General features: G+C 66.7%; 18 protein-coding genes. 7 read left to right on the plus strand and 11 right to left on the minus strand.

Translation table 11 applies throughout. The annotated features are described in order from the left end of the window. Nucleotides 1–14: 14 nt before the first annotated feature. Nucleotides 15–1,256: a M20 family metallo-hydrolase gene (locus tag HEQ16_09980; protein ID MCO4054357.1), complete on the minus strand. Its 1,242-nt coding sequence runs from the start codon at nt 1,254–1,256 to the stop codon at nt 15–17. Here HEQ16_09980 and HEQ16_09985 point away from each other — a divergent pair. Both HEQ16_09985 and HEQ16_09990 read left to right on the plus strand, forming a co-directional pair. Further along, nucleotides 1,255–1,443, plus strand: coding sequence for a hypothetical protein (locus HEQ16_09985; protein ID MCO4054358.1), 189 nt, complete (start codon nt 1,255–1,257; stop codon nt 1,441–1,443). The two genes, HEQ16_09980 and HEQ16_09985, sit on opposite strands and share 2 nt — an antisense overlap. Nucleotides 1,444–1,683: 240 nt before the next feature. Further along, nucleotides 1,684–3,654 carry an ATP-grasp domain-containing protein gene (locus HEQ16_09990; GenBank protein MCO4054359.1) on the plus strand — a complete coding sequence of 657 codons (1,971 nt, stop codon included), beginning with the start codon at nt 1,684–1,686 and terminating at the stop codon, nt 3,652–3,654. A 6-nt stretch (nt 3,655–3,660) separates the two neighbouring features. Here HEQ16_09990 and HEQ16_09995 read toward each other — a convergent pair whose 3' ends face one another. Beyond that, the gene (locus HEQ16_09995; GenBank protein MCO4054360.1) at nt 3,661–4,455 is read right to left on the minus strand and encodes an SDR family oxidoreductase; all 795 of its coding nucleotides are present in this window, start codon (nt 4,453–4,455) and stop codon (nt 3,661–3,663) included. Nucleotides 4,456–4,603: 148 nt separating this feature from the next. Between HEQ16_09995 and HEQ16_10000 the strand changes: the two genes are divergently transcribed. Then, nucleotides 4,604–5,041: a DUF1489 domain-containing protein gene (locus tag HEQ16_10000; GenBank protein MCO4054361.1), complete on the plus strand. Its 438-nt coding sequence runs from the start codon at nt 4,604–4,606 to the stop codon at nt 5,039–5,041. Between the two features lie 3 nt (nt 5,042–5,044). On the opposite strand, the gene HEQ16_10005 is transcribed toward HEQ16_10000, so the two are convergent. The 5 genes from HEQ16_10005 to HEQ16_10025 all read right to left on the minus strand — a co-directional run bounded on the left by HEQ16_10005 (nt 5,045) and on the right by HEQ16_10025 (nt 10,608). Next, nucleotides 5,045–6,196, minus strand: coding sequence for an MFS transporter (locus tag HEQ16_10005; GenBank protein ID MCO4054362.1), 1,152 nt, complete (start codon nt 6,194–6,196; stop codon nt 5,045–5,047). Beyond that, nucleotides 6,193–6,906, minus strand: coding sequence for an NUDIX hydrolase (locus tag HEQ16_10010; GenBank protein MCO4054363.1), 714 nt, complete (start codon nt 6,904–6,906; stop codon nt 6,193–6,195). Before HEQ16_10010 ends, HEQ16_10005 begins: the two co-directional genes overlap by 4 nt. A 64-nt stretch (nt 6,907–6,970) precedes the next feature. Beyond that, complete coding sequence (locus tag HEQ16_10015) at nt 6,971–7,399, minus strand: DUF983 domain-containing protein (protein ID MCO4054364.1); 429 nt, start codon at nt 7,397–7,399, stop codon at nt 6,971–6,973. A gap of 29 nt (nt 7,400–7,428) precedes the next feature. Beyond that, nucleotides 7,429–9,726, minus strand: a complete 2,298-nt coding sequence (rnr, locus tag HEQ16_10020; GenBank protein MCO4054365.1) for a ribonuclease R — start codon at nt 9,724–9,726, stop codon at nt 7,429–7,431. 60 nt (nt 9,727–9,786) lie between these two features. Beyond that, on the minus strand, nt 9,787–10,608 hold the full coding sequence (locus tag HEQ16_10025; GenBank protein MCO4054366.1) for a sterol desaturase family protein: 822 nt from the start codon (nt 10,606–10,608) through the stop codon (nt 9,787–9,789). Nucleotides 10,609–10,929: 321 nt separating this feature from the next. Between HEQ16_10025 and HEQ16_10030 the strand changes: the two genes are divergently transcribed. Continuing rightward, nucleotides 10,930–11,493, plus strand: coding sequence for a glutathione peroxidase (locus tag HEQ16_10030; protein MCO4054367.1), 564 nt, complete (start codon nt 10,930–10,932; stop codon nt 11,491–11,493). A 12-nt stretch (nt 11,494–11,505) separates the two neighbouring features. Here HEQ16_10030 and HEQ16_10035 read toward each other — a convergent pair whose 3' ends face one another. The 4 genes from HEQ16_10035 to HEQ16_10050 all read right to left on the minus strand — a co-directional run bounded on the left by HEQ16_10035 (nt 11,506) and on the right by HEQ16_10050 (nt 14,580). Continuing rightward, entirely contained in the window at nt 11,506–12,783 is a 1,278-nt protein-coding gene (locus HEQ16_10035; GenBank protein MCO4054368.1) for a dihydroorotase, read from the minus strand. Further along, entirely contained in the window at nt 12,780–13,232 is a 453-nt protein-coding gene (locus tag HEQ16_10040; GenBank protein MCO4054369.1) for a hypothetical protein, read from the minus strand. The genes HEQ16_10035 and HEQ16_10040 overlap by 4 nt, the downstream gene beginning before the upstream one ends. Then, nucleotides 13,225–14,178: an aspartate carbamoyltransferase catalytic subunit gene (locus HEQ16_10045; GenBank protein MCO4054370.1), complete on the minus strand. Its 954-nt coding sequence runs from the start codon at nt 14,176–14,178 to the stop codon at nt 13,225–13,227. The genes HEQ16_10040 and HEQ16_10045 overlap by 8 nt, the downstream gene beginning before the upstream one ends. A gap of 96 nt (nt 14,179–14,274) precedes the next feature. After that, nucleotides 14,275–14,580 (minus strand): hypothetical protein, encoded by a 306-nt coding sequence (locus tag HEQ16_10050; GenBank protein ID MCO4054371.1) that lies wholly within the window; start codon nt 14,578–14,580, stop codon nt 14,275–14,277. Nucleotides 14,581–14,799: 219 nt separating this feature from the next. Here HEQ16_10050 and topA point away from each other — a divergent pair, with 219 nt between their 5' ends. The 3 genes from topA to plsY all read left to right on the plus strand — a co-directional run bounded on the left by topA (nt 14,800) and on the right by plsY (nt 19,170). Beyond that, on the plus strand, nt 14,800–17,517 hold the full coding sequence (gene topA / locus HEQ16_10055) for a type I DNA topoisomerase (protein MCO4054372.1): 2,718 nt from the start codon (nt 14,800–14,802) through the stop codon (nt 17,515–17,517). A gap of 180 nt (nt 17,518–17,697) precedes the next feature. Continuing rightward, the gene (locus HEQ16_10060) at nt 17,698–18,504 is read left to right on the plus strand and encodes a DUF2189 domain-containing protein (GenBank protein MCO4054373.1); all 807 of its coding nucleotides are present in this window, start codon (nt 17,698–17,700) and stop codon (nt 18,502–18,504) included. A 63-nt stretch (nt 18,505–18,567) separates the two neighbouring features. After that, nucleotides 18,568–19,170, plus strand: coding sequence for a glycerol-3-phosphate 1-O-acyltransferase PlsY (gene plsY / locus HEQ16_10065; GenBank protein MCO4054374.1), 603 nt, complete (start codon nt 18,568–18,570; stop codon nt 19,168–19,170). Nucleotides 19,171–19,185 lie beyond the last annotated feature (15 nt).

A 19,185-nucleotide genomic window follows, 5' to 3' on the forward strand; every position in this document is an offset into this window, starting at 1 on the left:
GCAGCCATCAGCGGTCAGGGCACGAGCCGCGCATCATGGGCAAGCACCGCATTCAGCAGCACCTGCGCCCCGGCGGCGCATTGTTCGCGTGTCGTCGATTCCGCCTCGTTGTGGCTGACTCCGCCCGCGCAGGGCACGAAGATCATGGTGGTCGGCATGACCCGCGCCGTATAGGCCGCGTCATGTCCGGCGCCGGAGGCGATCTCGCGAGTCGCGTGGCCGGAGCGGCGCGCCCCTTCGCGGACACACGCGATCAGTTCTGGGTCGAAGGCCACGGCCGGCGAATTCCAGATCAGCTTCTCATCGAAGGTGAGCTTGAGCGGCTCCATCACCTCGGGCAGGGCGCTCCGGAATTCGTTCTCCATCACGGCCAGCACGCCCTCGTCAGGATGGCGCAGGTCCACGCAGAAGAAGACTTCGCCCGGGATCACGTTGCGGCTGTTAGGCCGGCTTTCGATCAGCCCGACGGTGGCGACCGCGCCTTCATGGGCATGGCCGATGGCATCGATGCGATCGATCATGCGGGCCGCGCCGAGCAGCGCATTGCGGCGCAGATACATCGGCGTCGCGCCCGTGTGCGCGTCCTGCCCCTGCACCGTGACCTCGTACCAGCGCATGCCCTGCACGCCACGCACCACGCCAATCGGCACGCCCTCCGCCTCCAGTATCGGTCCTTGCTCGATATGAAGCTCGAACATCGCCTGAAACTGGCGCGAACCGGCCTTCTCAAGGCCGCGATAGCCGATGGCATCGAGCGCCTCGCCGAGCGTCACCCCGTCCCGGTCCTGCCGTGACAGCGCATACTCGACCGTGAAGACGCCCGCGTGCACGCCCGAGCACAGCATGGCCGGCGCGAAACGGGCGCCTTCCTCATTGGTCCAGTTGGCGATGGCGATCGGTGCCTGCGTCTCGTAGCCGGCCTCCACCATGGCCCTCATGGCCTCGATCGCACCGAGCACGCCGAGAACCCCATCGAATTTTCCACCCGTCGGCTGCGTGTCGAGATGCGAGCCCATCGCGATCGGCGCAAGGCTCATGTCGCGGCCTGGCCTGATCGCGAACATGTTGCCCACCTCGTCGACATGCACAGTGCAGCCAAGCCCTTCGCATGTGGCCCTGAACCAGTCGCGCACCCGCCGGTCTTCCTCGGTCGACGTCAGCCGTCTGATGCCGCCCTTGGTCGTGCCGCCGATCTTGGCCGTCTCCATGAGCATGTCCCAGAGGCGAGCGGCATCGATCTGGAGGTTGGGAATCATGGAAGGGCCTTTCAAGCGCCGGGTCCGAAGCGCGATTGAAGAAGCCCGCCACGGCAGCGTCAACCTGCGTGCCGGGCAGGCCTTGCTTGCTCAGGCGCATGACGGGCAGCAGGGAAAGACCGAAGATCATGGCGATGCTGGCGCGATCATCGCGGCGGAACCTGTGCAGGAAGGTTTGCATGGGTGAAAACCTCGATCCAGAATGCCACCATAATTCTTGGTGGCATATGCTCAGATGCCTTATGCGATCTCCGGAAAAGGCTGGTCGTCCGTGCTTTGCTAGCGGCGGTCCGTGACGCATGAATCCAATGGCCCAACGCGGCGGCACTGGCCCGGCGCTGCTTGATCGCGCTGGTGCTTTGCGCATTGTGGGCGTGCAGCTCTGCCGCAAGACAGGTGATCCCTCGACAGGGTAAGGACTTTGGCCATGCGCACCACACCGCCAGCTCTCTCCTCCGTCCTTGTCGCCAATCGTGGCGAGATCGCCTTGCGGGTGTTCCGCACCGCGCGCCGCCTCGGCCTGCGCTGCATCGCGGTGCATTCGGATGCCGACGTGGACGCGCCCTTCGTGCGGTTCGCCGATGAGGCGCACCGCATCGGGCCTGCCCCTGCGCGCGAGAGCTATCTGCTCGGCGAGCGGATCCTTGATGTCGCGGCCGCCAGCGGCGCGTCCTGCATCCATCCCGGATATGGGTTCCTGTCAGAGAACGCAGACTTCGCCGAGGCTTGCGCCGCGCGCGGCATCGTCTTTGTCGGCCCTCCCGCCTCCGCCATCCGCGCCATGGGCCTGAAGGATGCCGCCAAGGCGCTCGCCGAGAAAGCTGGCGTCCCGGTCGTGCCGGGCTATCATGGCGCGGAGCAGGACCCGACCTTCCTGAAGGCTCAGGCCGAAGCGATCGGCTATCCCGTGCTGATCAAGGCGGTCGCGGGCGGCGGCGGCAAGGGCATGAAGCGGGTCGAATCCGCTGCTGATTTCCACGATGCGCTGGAGAGCGCGCAACGCGAGGCGCGAGGCGCGTTCGGCGATGCGCGCGTTCTGGTCGAGAAGTATGTGCTTTCGCCGCGGCACGTGGAGATCCAGGTCTTTGCCGATGCTCACGGCAATGTCGTGCACCTGTTCGAGCGCGATTGCTCCTTGCAGCGCCGCCATCAGAAGGTGATCGAGGAAGCCCCTGCGCCCGGCATCACCGCTGCGGTGCGCGCCGCCATGGGCCGCGCCGCAGTCGAGGCGGCCCGGGCCGTCGGTTATGTCGGAGCCGGAACGGTCGAGTTCATCGCCGATGGGCGGGACGGGCTGCGTGAGGACCGTTTCTACTTCATGGAGATGAACACACGGCTGCAGGTCGAGCATCCCGTGACCGAAACCATCACTGGCCTTGATCTGGTCGAACTCCAGCTTCGGGTTGCGGCGGGCGAACCGCTTGGCTTCGGCCAGTCCGACCTCGCGATCAACGGTCATGCGGTTGAGGCCCGGCTCTATGCGGAGGACCCGGAGCGGGGCTTCCTGCCGTCGACAGGGAAGCTCTGGGCCCTGTCGCTGCCCGAGGGCGAGGGCATCCGCGTCGACGCCGGGGTCGAGGAGGGGGGAGAGGTCACGCCCTTCTATGATCCCATGATTGCCAAGATCATCGCCCACGGCGTCGATCGGCTCGAGGCGCTGGACCGGCTCGCTGAGGCGCTCGGAAACACGCTCATCGCCGGGCCCAAGACCAATGCGGCCTTCCTCAAGCGCCTGTGCGAGGCGGAAGGCTTCCGTGCCGGGGCGTTCGACACCGGCTTCATCGACCGCAATGCGGACGCGCTGGGCGCCGTTCCGCAGCCGCCAGACAGGGCCGCCATCGCGGCCGGCGCCATCATGCTGATCGAGGAGAGGGCTCTCGCGCAACCGCGCTCGGCCATGACCGCCGATCCCTGGTCGCAGGCCGATGGCTTTGCGCTGTCGCCCCATCCCGCCGTGCCCGTGGCGGTGAGCGCCGACAGCGAGGCGACGACGCTGCGCGCGCGCTGGAATGCGGACGGGGTGTCGATCGAGCTTGGCGAGGCGCAGCCCATCGAACGGGATTACACGCTCGTCATGGCTGATGAGGGCGTCATCGTGGCCGGCGAGGGGCGTCAGGTCTGGGTGCGCCTTCTCGATCCGCTCGCGGTCGATGTCGAGGGCGGCGACGTTGCGGGCAGCGCGGCCGTCAAGTCGCCGATGCATGGCAAGCTCATTGCGCTCTTCGTCAAGCCGGGCGATGCGGTCGAGAAGGGCCAGCGCCTTGCCATCGTCGAGGCGATGAAGATGGAGCATGTGCTGGTGGCGCCGAAAGCCGGCATCGTCACCGAGACGGCCGGTGAAGCCGGGGCGCAGGTCGCCCAGGGCGCACGCATCGTCGCCATCGGCGAGGCGGCCTGACGTGGCTCACATCGCCTGCGTGTTCAACCGCCCGATGATCGGGAACTGCTCAGCCTCATAGACCTGTCCGGTTACAGGCGCGGAATCGGGCGAGAGCCAGAAGGCGACATGCGCCGCGATTTCCGCCGGGCTCAGCAGCTTTCCGGTAGGCGCCGATGATTTCGGCAGCCTGGACATCCAGTCCTCCGGGCGGCCTTCGGCGATCTGGGTGCGGTGCTCGTTCTCCGTCGCGGTCCAGCCGACATTGAGGCAGGTGAGGCGGATGAGCTCAGGTGCCAGCGTATTGGCGAGGTTGCGCGTCATGGTCATCAAGGCGCCCTTGCTCATCGAGTAGACGATCAGTTCGGACAGGCCCATCCAGCCATTGATCGAGCCGATGGTGACGATGCTGCCGGGCGAGCCCTGCGCGCGGAAGGCCTCGATCGCGGCCTTGGCGCACAGCAACGGCGCGCGCGTGTTGACATGGAAGAGATGGTCGAAGACCTCCGGGTCCACCTCCTCGATGCGGTGACGTGGATAGATGCCGGCATTGTTGGCGAGCCCGTCGATGCGGCCGAAGGCGCGCGTTGTGGCGGCGACGATCCCCGAGCACGTGTCAGGATCGGCAAGATCCCCGCCAATGGCGGCCGACTGATCCCCCAGCCTGTGCGCGGCCTCGTCCGCCTCGGCCTGCGAGCGGGCGTGGACCATGACCTTGGCCCCTTCCGCCACCAGCCGTTCGCATATGGCAAGGCCTATGCCGCCGGCTGCACCCGTGACCAGCACGGCCTGTCCCTCGAAGCGCGCCCTGATTGCCGTCATTCCGTGTTCCCCAAGCTTTGCGCGCCTCCCGCAACCGTGCGGGCCCATGCCGGACGCTGCTGTGACGAGCGCGCCTGAGGCGTAGTGTTCCACAGCTGTCGCGCGGCGGCCAGATGCAACTTGGCAAGGGCGGCGCTAGAACCAGTGCATGGCCCTTCATTTGCTCAAGCTCTGCGTCGGCTGCGATTCCATCCGCGACCTGGAGGACTGGATCGCCGAATCCATGGCCCTTTGGCGCCGCCTCGGACGCCCCGAGGAGCAGGTCCACACCACGCGCATGGTGCCGCGGCGCATGGACGAGATCGTGGGGGAAGGCTCGCTTTACTGGGTCATGAAGGGCCAGGTCAGCGGCCGCCAGCGCATCACGGCGATCCGGCCCTTCACGGATGGCGAGGGGATCGGCCGCTGCCACCTCGTGCTTGAGCCAGTCGTCGTGCCGGTGCATCCGCGCCCGTGCCGCCCCTTCCAGGGCTGGCGCTATCTCACCGATGCCGACAAGCCGCGCGATCTGGGCAAGGCCGGCGGCGGCAGCGTGGACATGCCAGAGGCCATGCGCCGCCAACTGGCCGAACTCGGACTGCTGTGACGCCTACCGCCTGAACCGGCCATAGGCCGCCGCGAAGGCGACAAGGGTCAGCAGGCCCGACAGCGCATAGGCGAAGCCATGCGGATTGCTGACATCCATCGCGCCGCCCACCAGCGGCGGCCCTGCGGTGAGGCCGATGTTGTAGAGAACGACGAAGGCTGCGTTGGCCCCGGCCAGGTCCGGCCCCTCGAACCGTGAAGCGAGATGGGCGAGGCCGACCGTGTAGAGCCCGCCGACCACGCCGCCCCACAGGAACAGCATGACCAGGAAGGGCATGCCCGTCCCGGCAAGGCTCGGCAGGATGGCCATGCCGAGGCTCCCCAAGAGGCCGACGGCCACGAGCAGCGCGCCCTTGCTCACCTTGTCCGCAAGCAGGCCGAGCGGCAACTGCATCAGCACGTTGCCCAGCGCGATGATGGTGACAAGGAAGGCCGCGCCCTCCGCCTCGAACCCGATGCGCAGGGCGTAGACCGGCAGAAGCGCAAAGCCGCCGGTCTCCACCGCGCCGAACACCATGCCGGCCATGGTGGCGGCTGGCAGGGCCATGAGATAGACGCGGAATGGGCGTGACGGCTCGTCGGACAGGGCGGGCAGGTTGTTGCGCGCGGCGATCAGCGGCAACGAGGCGAGGGCCAGCAGGCCCGCGCCGGCCAGATATGGCGGCCAGCCTCTGGTGCCGACAAGGTTGAGGATCGCCGGGCCGAGCGCGAAGCCGAGGGCCAGCACGGTGGCGTAGATGCCCATCACCAGCCCCCGCCGCGCCGGTGGCGCAAGCGCTGAGATCCAGTATTCGGACAGGACGAACAGAGCCCCCAGCGCCGCGCTGAACAGGAACCGGATCGGAAACCAGGCCCAGTAATTCGGCACGGCCCTGAACAGGACAAGACTGAGCACGATCGTGGCGATGGCCGCAGCGAGCACCCGGCCAATCCCTATCCGCGCCGCGAGCCGGGGAACGAACGGCACGGCGATGATGCTGGCGATGCCGGCCGTGGCCGTGTTGAGGCCAATCCCCGTGTTCGAGACGCCCATCCGCTCCATCTCGAGCGACAGCAGCGGGATGGTGAGGCTGAGCCCCACCCCGACGAGCGCTATGATGAGGATGGCGGCGGCGATTCCGAGATTGCGCGCGCGCAGATCCACCGCTGCCGTCATAGCAGCTCCCGTATCCACTTGCGATTTCTCTCATAATAGAAAGGGATCGGCAGGTGGGCTCCAAACCCGCGCGCGATGCGGTCCGCAAGCTCGTCGATCACCACGCGCGTCACAGCTGGCAGCTCGATGGCGCGCGTCTCGTCGAACGTGACCCAGACAAGCTGGTCAAGCTCGGAGGACGGGCCGACGACGCCCTCGGCCTTGTGCGCGAGCGCGGCGTTGTCGATGGCGAAGAAGCGGGCGTCGAAGCGCTTTGGCCGACGCGGAGGCGTGATGGCGCGCGCGATGAAGGTCACGGCCTCGAGATCGGGATAGACGCCATGCGCGGCGAACTCGGTCCAGGGTCCGGGCGGCGGGTTGTCCGGCGCGCCGAACTCCTTCGAGCCGAAGGCGAGGCCGGTCTCCTCGAAGGTCTCCCGGATCGCCGCCAGCGCGAGGGCCCGGGCACGGCCCATGCTGGGCCGCTGCACGCGGGCCATGAGGCGCGCCTCGCACGCCTCGGAAAGCGACCCGGTGACGTTCATGCGCCGGTCGCCATCCTCTATGCGTCCTCCGGGAAAAACGAACTTTCCGGGCATGAACTTGTGGCCGGGATGGCGCCGGCCCATCAGCACCCTGGGCGCGGGCCCGGAGCGATCGAGGATGATGAGCGTGGCTGCGTCGCTAGGCCGGACATTGGGCCAGCGGCGCTCGCGCGCATCATCGGTCAGGCGCCGTGCATAGTCATCCGCGCCCGGATTGTCCGCGCTGAGTTCGTCCACGCTGGCCCACCCTTCAGGAGGTGCGGTCCTTGGCCTTGGCGTTCAGTTGCGCCCGGGTCAGCAGACCATCATCGTCACCGCCGAATCCATGCATTCGGCGCGCCCATTGATAGCCTACAACCGCGCCTTTGACAGGCTGCATCAAGGCCATGGCCAGCACCACGGTGAGGATGGGCCACACCAGCATGTGCGTGGTCATCGACCAGTCGGAATGCTGCTCGGCGAGCACGATGCCGAACAGGACGATGTGCGCGACGATGGAGATGTTGATGTAGGGCGGGAAGTCGTGCGCCTGCTCGTGGAACATCTCCTCGCCGCAGTTGTCGCAGACCGGGTTGACCTTCAGATAGCGGCCGAACATCGCGCCCTTGCCGCAGGCAGGGCATTTGCACATGAAACCGCGCGAGATGGCCGGTCCTGCCTCACGCGGGCCGGTGGACATGCGCGATGTGGTGATGTCGTAAGGCATGTTCAGCGCCTCCTGGCTGCGCGCGATCCGCCGGACGGACCCTTGCCGGAGCCCCTCGCTCCCCTGTTCTGTGACATGCGTCCGCCGGGGCGTGAGCGCAAGGGCTGGCCCTTGCGGCCTTCCGACACAATCTCGAAGCGCAGGGCCCCTGCGATGGGCGCGGCCTCAACGAGCCTGACGGTGATCGGATCGCCGAGCCGAAAGCTCTCGCCATGCCGCGCGCCAGTGAGGGAATGGGTTGCTTCATCATGGGCGTAGTAATCGGCCCCGATCGTCGCAGCGGGCACGAAGCCGTCGGCGCCCGTCTCGGTCAGCTTCACGAACAGGCCCGATTTCGTCACCCCGGCAATCCGCCCATCGAAGGTCGCCCCCATCTGGTCAGCGAGGAAATGCGCCACCAGCCTGTCCACGGTCTCCCGCTCGGCAGCCATGGCGCGCCTCTCGGCAGCCGAGATCATCTCGCCGATCTTGACGAGTTCCTTGCGGCTGATGTCAGGCGGCAAGCCATCCTTTCCGAGGCCGAGATGGGAGATCAGGGCGCGGTGGACGATGAGGTCGGCATAGCGCCGGATGGGGGAGGTGAAATGCGCATATTTGCGGAGGTTCAGCCCGAAATGGCCAAGATTCTCCGGTGAATAGAGCGCCTGCGCCTGGCTGCGCAGCACCACCTCGTTGATGAATATCTCGTGTTCGGTGCCCTTCACCCCGGCGAGGATGCGGTTGAACAGCGTGGGCTGGAGCGCGCCTGCCCTGGGCAGCTTCTGCCCGATCGAAGCCAGAACCTCGGAAAGCCCGCGCATCTTCTCGACGCTGGGCTCGTCATGCACGCGGTACATCAGCCCCGACAGGGCCCGCTCGAGGCTTTCCGCCGCGCAGACATTGGCGAGGATCATGAATTCCTCGATCAGCCGGTGAGCGTCGAGCCGCTCGGGCATCATCACCCGCAGCACGCGGCCCTCCGCATCCAGCACCAGCTTGCGCTCGGGCAGATCGAGGTCGAGCGGCTGGCGTTCGTCGCGCGCCAGCCTGAGCGCGCCATAGGCGGCCCAGAGCGGCTTCAGCACGGGGGCCAGCCACGGCCCCGCTGCTGCATCGGTTTGCCCGTCAATCGCTGCCTGCGCCTGCGGATAGGCGAGCTTGGCGACGGACCGCATCAGGATGCGGTGGAAGGAATGCCGGATCTTGCGCCCGTCGCGTCCCAGCGTGATCCGCACCGCCAGCGCCGGGCGGTCCTGCTCGGGGCGCAGCGAGCACAGATCGTTCGAGATGCGCTCGGGAAGCATCGGCACGACCCGATCCGGAAAATACACCGAATTGCCGCGCTCGAGCGCTTCGCGGTCCAGCGCCGAGCCGGGGCGCACATACGCCGCCACATCCGCGATGGCGACGGTCAGGATGAAGCCGCCTGCATTGTCGGGGTTTTCGTCCGGCGCCGCGTGCACGGCGTCGTCATGGTCCTTGGCGTCGGCCGGGTCGATCGTGACCAGCGGCAGGTCGCGCCAGTCCTCCCGGCCCCTGGCGTTCGCGGGCCTGGCGTCCTGTGCCTCGGCAAGGGCCGCAGCGCTGAACTCCTGCGGAATGTTGTGCGTGTGGATCGCGATGAGGCTCACAGCCTTCTCGGAGGTGACCGAGCCCAACCGCTCCTTGACCTTGCCGCGCTGCAGGCCCAGACCGCGCGAAGAAGTGATCCTGCCGAGCGTGACCGAGACGAGGTCGCCGTCGACGGCGCTGTTCTCGTCGCCTCGCTGGATCAGGATTTCCTTGCCGCGCGCCTTCTTGTCCACGGACTCGACGCGCCCGCCGCCTTCAGGATAGGTGCGGAACACGCCGATCACTGCGGGCCGCTGCCGCGCGATGATCTTCAGCGCGCGCGCCTCGAAGCTGTTTTCACCGCGCGCATGGAGCCTGGCGAGAACCCGTTCGCCCACGCCCGGCATCGGCGTTCCCGGCAATGGCTTGCGCGGCGTCGTCACGATGATCCGGGGCAGGGGCCCATCCTCCGCCGTCCAGTCCGCCGGCGTGGCCACCAGCTCTCCGTCGCGGTCGCGGCCCGTGATGTCGAGCAGGAGCACGGATGGCAGACCGTCATCGGAGCCGCGCCGCCGCGAGGAAGCCCCGCCGTCGCTCGCCCGTTCCGCCTCGATCTCCCGAAGCAACTGCTTGAGCCAGACGCGCCCGCCCTGCGGCAGGGTGAAGGCCCGAGCGATCTCGCGCTTGCCAACCTCGCGGCCCGCAGCGCGCTCCTCATCGATGAAGCGCAGGATCTGGCTCTTGGTCGGCAAAGGAACGGCGTGTTTCACGGCTTGATGTGTCGCATGTCCGGCTGTCCGGGGAAAGGTCGTCCGCCGGCATGCCGGGCTTCAGTCCTTGCGGGGCGTCCGGAACGGCTGCGTCACCAGCCGGTCCAGCCTGTGTTCGGCTGCATCGCGGAACTCGTCCAGACCCACCACCATTCCGTCATAGCCGGCGGCCGGACGGTGGGAATAAGTGCCGAACATCCGGTCCCATAACGCCAGATTGAACCCGAAGTTCGAGTCCGTCTCCCGCCGCGCAGTGGAGTGATGGATGATGTGCATTTCGGGCGTCACGACGAACCAGCGCAGCACACGCTCGCTGCGCTCCGGCAGCCGGACATTCGAGTGATTGTAGAGCGCCATGCCGTTGAGCACGATCTCGAAGACCAGGACGGCTTCCGGGGGAATGCCAAGCAGCACGATCGCCGCGGCCTTGAGCAGCAGCGAGGCCACGATCTCGATGGGATGGAAGCGGATGCCCGAGGTCACGTCGATCTCTGTGTCGGCATGGTGCATGCGGTGAATGCGCCACAGCACAGGCACCGTGTGGAAAAGCCGGTGCTGCGCGTAGACCAACAGATCGAGCAGCACGAAGCCGAGCAGCCCGGCCATGAGCCATGGCAGGCCGACCAGCGGCAGCAGGCCAAGCCCCTGGCCCTGCGTCCAGATGGCGACACCCACCGCAGAAGCCGGGAAAACGATCCGCGCCACGATGATGTCGAGCGCGAAGATGCCGAGATTGGCCGGCCAGCGCACGCTGCGACCGAGCCTGCTGTCGCGCCAGGGATCAAGGAACTCCCACAGCGCCATGCCGATGAAGATGGCGAGGAAAATCGCGAGGCGAAGGGTCGGCTCCGAAAAGCCGGCGACGCTCAGGGTTGTGGGCATGGGTTCCATCGCTCTCAAATGGCGACGGCCCCATGCGCCGGTCAAGTCCACAGCGCGGCTCGTGCGGCGCGCGGCCCGCGTTTCTGCGCAAGGAACAGAATCGTGATCGGCATGATTATAGAGGATGAGACCGGATTCCGGCCCGGAACGGGCTCAGCCTGCTTCCTTTTGCCGTCGTGCGGTCCCAGGCTTCATCATGCGTCGCCCCACCAGGATGGCAGCGTGCAAAAGTGGACGCCTGCATCCAGTTGGCGTCGGCAAGCGTAGATCCGCAAGACGGGCTGCCGTGGCCTTCCGCGACGAGAAAGGGGAGTGCATCCCATGATGGATCGACGTGTGTTGCTGGGTTCGGCTGCGGCTCTGCTGCTCGGCGCCGCCGTACGACCGGCCAGCGCCTCGGCCCACAGCTTCAGTTTCGAGGGCATCGACGGCGGGGTCATCAACCTTGCCGATTTCCGGGGACGGCCCGTGCTGGTCGTGAACACGGCCTCCCGCTGCGGCTTCGTCAACCAGTATGCCGGCCTCCAGCAGATCTGGACACGCTATCGGGCGCGCGGGCTGACCGTGATCGGCGTTCCTGCGAATGACTTCGCGGGGCAGGAGCCGGGCTCCAATGAAGAGATCATGGGCTTCTGCTCGTCCACCTTCGGCGTCAGCTTCCCGCTTGCAGCCAAAACCACCGTTGTCGGCGAGCGCGCCCATCCCTTCTATCGCTGGGCCGCGCGCCAGCGCCCCTCGGACACGCCGCGCTGGAACTTCCACAAGTATCTGATCGGCCGGGACGGGCGCATAGCAGCCGTCTTCCCGACATCCGTGGAGCCGACCGACCCGCGCATCCTCACGGCGATCGAACTGGCCCTGATCGGGGGGCGCGAAGGCGCGTGACCTGACGGGGGCTCAGTTGAGGCGCCGGCCTCCGACCATCACGCTGACGACCCTTCCATCCATGCGCGCCTCGTCGAAGGGCGAGTTCTTGGAGCGGGACCTGAGCTTCGCCTTGGCGAGCACATAGGCCGCATCCGGGTCGATCACGATCAGGTCCGCCGGCGCGCCTACCGCGAGCCGCCCGGCCTGCGAGCCGATGAGCGCTGCGGGCGCAGACGTCATCGCCGCGATCAGGCGGGGCAGGGGCACATCTCCCGAATGGTGCAGGCGCAGCGCCGCTGACAGCATCGTCTCGAGGCCGACCGCGCCATTGGCCGCCTCGCCGAAGGGTTGGCGCTTGGTTTCGACATCCTGCGGATCATGGTCCGAAACGATCACGTCGATGGTGCCGTCAGCCAGCGCGTCGACCAGCGCAAGCCGCTCGTTCTCGTGGCGCAGCGGCGGCGAAAGCTTGCAGAAGGTCCGGTAGGCTCCGACATCGTTCTCGTTCAGCGTCAGATTGTTGATCGACACGCCGCAGGTCACGTTCAGCCCCGCCGCCTTGGCGCGGCGTATCAGTTCGATCGATCCCGAGCACGAGATCATGCTGGCGTGATAGCGCCCGCCCGTCGCGGCCACGAGCGCAAGGTCGCGTTCCAGGATGATCGTTTCGGCGACATGCGGGATGCCGTGCAGGCCAAGACGCGAGGCGAATTCGCCCTCGTTCATCACGCCTTCGCCGCGCAGGTTCGGATCTTCGGGATGGTGCACGATCAACGCGCCGAAATCGCGGGCGTAGATCAGCGCGCGCCGCATCACCTGCGCGTTCATCACCGAGCGCGGCCCGTCCGTGAAGAAGACCGCGCCGGCCTCCATCAGCAGCCCGAACTCTGTCATCTCGCCGCCCCTCAGGCCCTTGGTCAGAGCCGCCGATGGCAGCACGTTGACGATGGCCTTGTCGCGGGCGCGGCGCTTGATGAAGTCGATGATGGCAGGATCATCCACTACCGGATCGGTGTCCGGCCGACACACCAGCGTCGTCACGCCGCCGGCAGCAGCGGCCTCCGACGCCGTGCGCAACGTCTCGCGATGCTCCGCACCCGGCTCACCGGCGAAGGCGCACAGGTCGATCAGGCCGGGAGCGAGGATGAGGCCGCCGCAATCGTGGATTTCTGCGCCCTCGGGCAGGGCGCCGGGTCTGACTGATGGGCCAAGGTCCACGATGACGCCATCGCGCACCAGCACGCCGCCATGGGTTTGTGTTCCCGTGGCAGGGTCGATCAGGCGGGCGTTGGTGAGGGCTAGGTTCATTTGTCCCAGTTATCACTTGGTTTGTGTTCAGACCTGACAGATCGATCAATGAAATCAGTATTCCCTCGCCTCACAAGATAGCCAAATGCTCTGGGAAAACGACGCTCTAGGAACTCCATCAATCTGACGCTTGAGTGAAATCGTGAATTGATGAGCATCCATTCAAAAATGTAAGCGACGACTGCAATGAGTGTCGCGATAAGCAAGGCAGTGAAGTGCCCGGTCAGTAGCGCTGAAAGGGCCGCGACCACCGCTACTGCAAATACAATAGCCTGAGGCAAACCCGCAAGAACGCCTGTCGATAGGTTGAATAGTGTTTTCATGGCCGCAAAAACCACGGTTGACCAACCCGTCATTGCGAGCGGAGCGAAGCAATCCAGACCTCGGCGCGCACAAGGGCTGGATGACTTCGCTGCGCTCGCCATGACGGTGCAGCGCGCCTCACCCATTCCTGAGCCCCCCTGCCAGCGCTTCGAGCACAGCCATCCGCACGGCCACGCCCATCTCCACCTGTTCGCGGATCAGGGATTGCGCGCCGTCGGCCACGTCGGTGGCGATCTCGACGCCGCGGTTCATCGGGCCGGGGTGCATCACCAGCGCGTCCGGCTTCGCGCGGGTGAGCTTCTCGTGGTCGAGACCGAAATAGCGGAAATACTCCTTTGCGGAGGGGATGAACGACCCGCTCATGCGTTCGCGCTGAAGGCGCAGCATCATGATGATGTCGACGCCTTCCAGCCCCTTCTTCATGTCGGTGTAGATGGGCAGGCCAAGCCCGTCGAAGCCGGGCGGGATGAGCGTCGACGGCCCGATCAGCCGCACATGGGCGCCCAGCGCCGAGAGCAGGATGATGTTCGAGCGCGCCACGCGGGAATGCAGGATGTCCCCGCAGATGGCCACGGCGAGTCCCTCGATCGCGCCCTTGTTGCGGCGGATGGTGAGCGCATCGAGCAGGGCCTGTGTGGGGTGCTCATGCGCGCCGTCGCCGGCATTGACCACCGCGCAGTCCACCTTGCGCGAGAGCAGCTCCACCGCGCCGGCGGCATGATGCCGGACCACGATGATGTCCGGGTGCATGGCGTTGAGCGTCGCCGCCGTGTCGATCAGCGTCTCGCCCTTCTTCACGGACGAGTTGCCGACGCTCATGTTCATGACGTCCGCGCCCAGCCGCTTGCCAGCCAGCTCGAACGAGGCCTGGGTGCGGGTCGAGGCTTCGAAGAACAGGTTGATCTGGGTGCGCCCGCGCAGCGTGGAGCGCTTCTTCTCCACCTGCCGCGACAGCTCGACATAGGAATCGGCCATGTCCAGCAGGCTCGTGATCTCGAGGCGGTTGAGCCCCTGGATGCCGAGCAGATGCCGGCGCGTGAAGGTCACGGGCGGATGTCCGGGATATGTCATCGAGAAGGGAGCGTTACGCTTCCCGCCGCCATCGGGCAAGGCTTGCCTTGGCCCTTGCACAGGCTTTGGCCAGCGGAGGCGGCCAGGGCGTGGAAGTCAGCGCCTGGCCCTGACGGGCACCCTCAAGGGCTTGAGTTCGTGAATGCCCGGCCCGCCGCCTCGGTCGTCATCATCGTCGGAGCGGTTCATCATGATGGCGGTTCCGGTGACCACGCTGGCCCCTGTGACGATGCAGCCGCCGCACAGCAGCAACAGCGCCAGTATGCCGTCGCCGTCGCGCGCCAGCAGGCCGCGCAGGCCATAGGCGTCCGCCCAGAGCAGCCCCGCGACAAAAATCACGCCGATCGCCGCCCCGCTGAGGGTGTTGACCAAAATCAGCCTGTGCAACGGATCGCGTGGCAAGAAGCGCACTCCCAACACCTTGGGAGGAAGGTAGCGCTGGCACCTTAACAAACAAGCACGGACAATGGTTCAAACCGGCCTTTTCGCAAATGAATCACGTTCAATTGACTTCTGACCCGGCTTCGATCAGGTTGCGCGCCGCCCAATGGTCGGCCGCGTCGCTTGCGTCGCCACAGCTGCCACATCTGATTCTCCATTGCAGGAAGCAGACCCAAGCCCATGAAAGTGCTCGTCGTTGAGTCGCCCGCAAAGGCGAAGACGATCAACAAGTACCTTGGCTCCGACTACCATGTCGTCGCCTCGTTCGGGCATATCCGCGACCTGCCGCCCAAGGATGGCTCGGTCAATCCCGATGCTGACTTCGCAATGGTGTGGGAGCTGGAGGGCCGCGGCGCCAAGCAGCTCTCGGAAATCGCCAAGGCTGTGAAAGGTGCGGAAAAGCTGATTCTGGCGACCGACCCGGACAGGGAAGGCGAGGCGATCTCCTGGCACGTCCTGCAGGCGCTGAACGAGAAGAAGGCGCTCAGGGGCATGCCCGTGGAGCGCGTGACCTTCAATGCGATCACCAGGGACACGGTCACGGCGGCGCTGAAGGCCCCGCGCGAGATCGATGCCGCGCTGGTCGACGCCTATCTGGCCCGCCGCGCCCTCGACTATCTCGTGGGGTTCACCCTGTCCCCGGTGTTGTGGCGCAAGCTGCCGGGCGCGAAGTCGGCCGGGCGGGTGCAGTCCGTTGCGCTGAGGCTCGTCTGCGACCGGGAACGCGAGATCGAGGCCTTCCGGGCGCGCGAATACTGGACGATCGTCGCCGAACTGGCGACCCTGCGCGGCCATGCCTTCGAGGCGCGGCTGGTGGGCGCCGACGGCAAGAAGATCAACCGCCTCGATATCGGCGCCGGCGCCGAGGCCGAGGCCTTCAAGGCCGCGTTGCAGGCCGCCAGCTTCGAGGTCGCGTCGATCGAGGCCAAGCCGGTGAAGCGGCACCCCGCGCCGCCTTTCCAGACCTCCGCGCTGCAGCAGGAGGCCTCGCGCAAGCTCGGCTTCGCGCCGGCCCGCACCATGCAGCTGGCCCAGCGCCTTTACGAGGGCGTCGACATCGGCGGCGAGACGGTCGGCCTCATCACCTACATGCGAACCGATGGCGTCGACATGGACGGCTCGGCCATCGCCGCGGCCCGGCGCGTCATCGGCAAGGAGTTTGGCGCCGGATACGTGCCCGAGGTTCCCCGCAAATACACCACCAAGGCCAAGAACGCGCAGGAGGCCCACGAGGCCATCCGGCCCACCGACATGGGCCGGCTGCCTGCCCATGTGGCGCGCGCCCTCGAGCCCGATCAGGCGCGGCTTTATGAGCTGATCTGGATGCGCACCATCGCCAGCCAGATGGAGAGCGCCCAGCTTGAGCGCACCACGGTCGAGATCAAGGCCAGGGCCGGGACGCGGGACCTCGACCTGCGCGCCACGGGCCAGGTCGTGCTCTTCGACGGCTTCCTCAAGGTCTATCAGGAAGGCCGCGACGACGAGGATGACGAAGAGAGCCGCCGCCTGCCGCAGATGACGACGGCTGAGAACCTCCGCGCTAGGGACATCCGCGCCACCCAGAGCTTCACCGAGCCGCCGCCGCGATTCTCCGAGGCGAGCCTCGTCAAGCGAATGGAGGAGCTTGGGATCGGCCGGCCCTCCACCTATGCCTCGATCCTTCAGGTGCTGCGCGACCGCGAATATGTCAGCATCGACAAGAAGCGCCTGGTCCCCAACGACACCGGGCGCGTGCTCTCATCTTTCCTCGAAAGCTTTTTCGCGCGCTACGTCGAATACGATTTCACGGCGAGCCTCGAGAACGATCTCGACCGCATCTCCAACCACGAGGTGGACTGGAAGGAGATCATGCGCGCCTTCTGGGAGGAGTTTTCAGCGGCCATCGCCGGCGCCAAGGACCTTCGCACGGGCGAAGTGATCGACAAGCTGGACGAGGCGCTGGGGCCCCACCTGTTCCCGGCGCGCGCCGATGGCGGCGATCCGCGACGCTGCCCGACCTGCGGCAATGGCCGCCTTGGCCTGCGCTTCTCCAAGACGGGCGGCTTCATCGGCTGCTCCAACTATCCCGAATGCCGCTACACGCGCCCGATGGCCGCGCCCTCCGCTGATGGCGAGGCAAGCGGCGAGGGCGGCGGCCAGCCCGGCGTGCGCCTGCTCGGCAAGGATCCGGTCTCCGGCCTTGACGTCACCGTGCGCGATGGCCGCTTCGGCCCCTATGTGCAGCTCGGCGAGGGCGAGAAGCCCAAGCGACAGACATTGCCCAAGGGCGTGAGCCCCGCCCATGTCGAGCTTGACCGTGCGCTGGTGCTGCTCTCGCTGCCGCGCGAGGTCGCGCGCCATCCCGAAAGTGGCGAACCCATCCTCGCTGGAATCGGTCGCTTCGGACCCTATGTCCAGCACGGCAAGACCTACGCCAACATCGGCAAGGATGACGACATCCTTGAGATCGGCGCCAATCGCGCCATCGACCTCATCGTCGCCAAGGAGAGCGGGGCTGGATCGGCTCGCCGCTTTGGCGGCGCGCCTGCGGGACGTCTCCTTGGCGAATATCCGGAAGGTGGCCCCATCACGGTGCGAGGCGGGCGCTATGGCGCCTACGTCAACTGGGACAAGATCAACGCCACCTTGCCCAAGCCCATCACGGAAGCCGATGTCACGCTCGAACAGGCCATCGACCTGATCCGCGCCAGGATCGCGAGCGGGCCGGCGCCCAAGGGCGGCCGCAAGCCGTCACGCGCGGCCAAGCCCGCCGCCAGATCCAAGCCCCCTGCCAAACCGGCAGGCAAATCTGCGGCGAAGTCCGGGGTGGCCTCTGCGGACAAGAAGCCGGCCGGTAAGTCCGCCGCCAAACCTGCGTCAGCCGCTCGCAACGCCAGGACGACGCCTGGCGGGAGTTGAACTGCACAAGCCGGGCCCAGGTGGGGGCATGGCCCTGAACTGGTCTGATCCGCTGCCCGGCTTCGCCAGCGTTCCAGCCGCTCAGGCAGGCTTGAAGGCAGCCAAGAGAAAGGCTTGACCTTGGCGTGCGACAGGCCGATCCTACGCCGGTCGGCCACCCCCAACGAGCTGGAGCGCGCCATGAGCGATGCCACGCACGCCGCCGAAAATGACCCGCAGCGCCTGCCTGATCCGGTCATCCGGACAGTGACGCGGCACGACATTGTCGAGGCCCTCGCTGCGGGGTTGCGGGACTTCCGGGCCGCCCCGCTTTACGGGCTCTTCTTCGGCGCGGTCTATGTGGCGGGCGGGCTTTCCATCCTCGCCTGCCTGTCCTGGCTGGACATGTCCTATCTCGCCTATCCGCTGGCCGCCGGCTTCGCCATGATCGGCCCTTTCGTGGCTTCGGGCCTGTACGAGGTCAGCCGCCGGCGCGAAACCGGGGAGCCTCTCAGCTTCGGCATCGTGCTGTGGTCGATCTGGGAGCAGAGGCGGCGCGAAATGGGCTGGATGGCCTTCGTCGCCATCTTCCTGCTCATCGTCTGGCTCTATCAGGTGCGCCTTCTGATCGCCCTGTTCCTGGGCCTGCGCTCCTTCTCCACGATGGCCGAATTCATGACGGTGCTGACCTCCACGCCGGAGGGGCTGATGTTCCTCGCTGTCGGCCATGTGGTGGGCGCTCTGCTCGCAGCCCTCGCCTACACGCTCACGGTCGTGTCCTTTCCGCTGCTGGTCGACCGCGACCATGACTTCATCACCGCCATCATCACGAGCTTCAGGGCTGTGGCAGCCAACCCGGTGGTGATGCTGGGCTGGGCTGCCTGCGTGGTTGCGCTGATGATCCTGGCAAGCCTGCCCATGTTCCTCGGGCTCGTCATCGTCCTGCCAGTGCTCGGCCACGCGACATGGCATATCTACCGCCGCGTGGTGGAGCCGTTGCCCGGCTGATTGCGCGCTGCCGTCGCCGCGACTAGGGTTAGTGCCTCCTTGAGCTGATACGGAGCCTGCGCTTTGGCCGCTGCCTATGGTTTTCACGTCATTCTGGCCTTTGTCATCGGCTACCTGCTGGGCTCGATCCCCTTCGGCATCATCGTCACCCGCCTTGGCGGGGGCGTCGATCCGCGCACCATCGGATCGGGCAACATCGGCGCCACCAATGTGCTGCGCTCGGGCAACAAGCAGCTCGCCGCGCTGACGCTGCTGGGTGACGCGCTCAAGGGCACCGCGGCCGTCATCTTCGGCTGGTTCCTCGGAGGGGAGGGCACCGCGATCGCTGCGGGCTTCGGCGCCTTCGTGGGCCATCTCTTTCCGATCTGGCTCGGTTTCAAAGGCGGCAAGGGCGTTGCGACCTACCTCGGCGTGGCGCTGGCGCTGCATCCGCTCGGCGCGTTGGCCTTTGCCGCCTCCTGGCTCCTGGTCGCCTTCCTCAGTCGCTATTCCTCCCTTTCGGCGCTGGTGGCCACTGTCGCCACGCCCTTGTCGTTCTGGCTGATGGGCCATGGGCGCATGGCGGTCTTGATGGCTACGCTGTCGGCCTTGCTGTGGGTGATGCACCGCGAGAACATCGCGCGGCTCATCTCGGGCACCGAGGGCAAGATCGGCAAGAAGGCCTGACCCGCGATGAGCCCG

It is taken from the genome of Bosea sp. (in: a-proteobacteria), from assembly GCA_023910605.1.
In the GTDB taxonomy this organism is placed as follows: domain Bacteria; phylum Pseudomonadota; class Alphaproteobacteria; order Rhizobiales; family Beijerinckiaceae; genus Allobosea.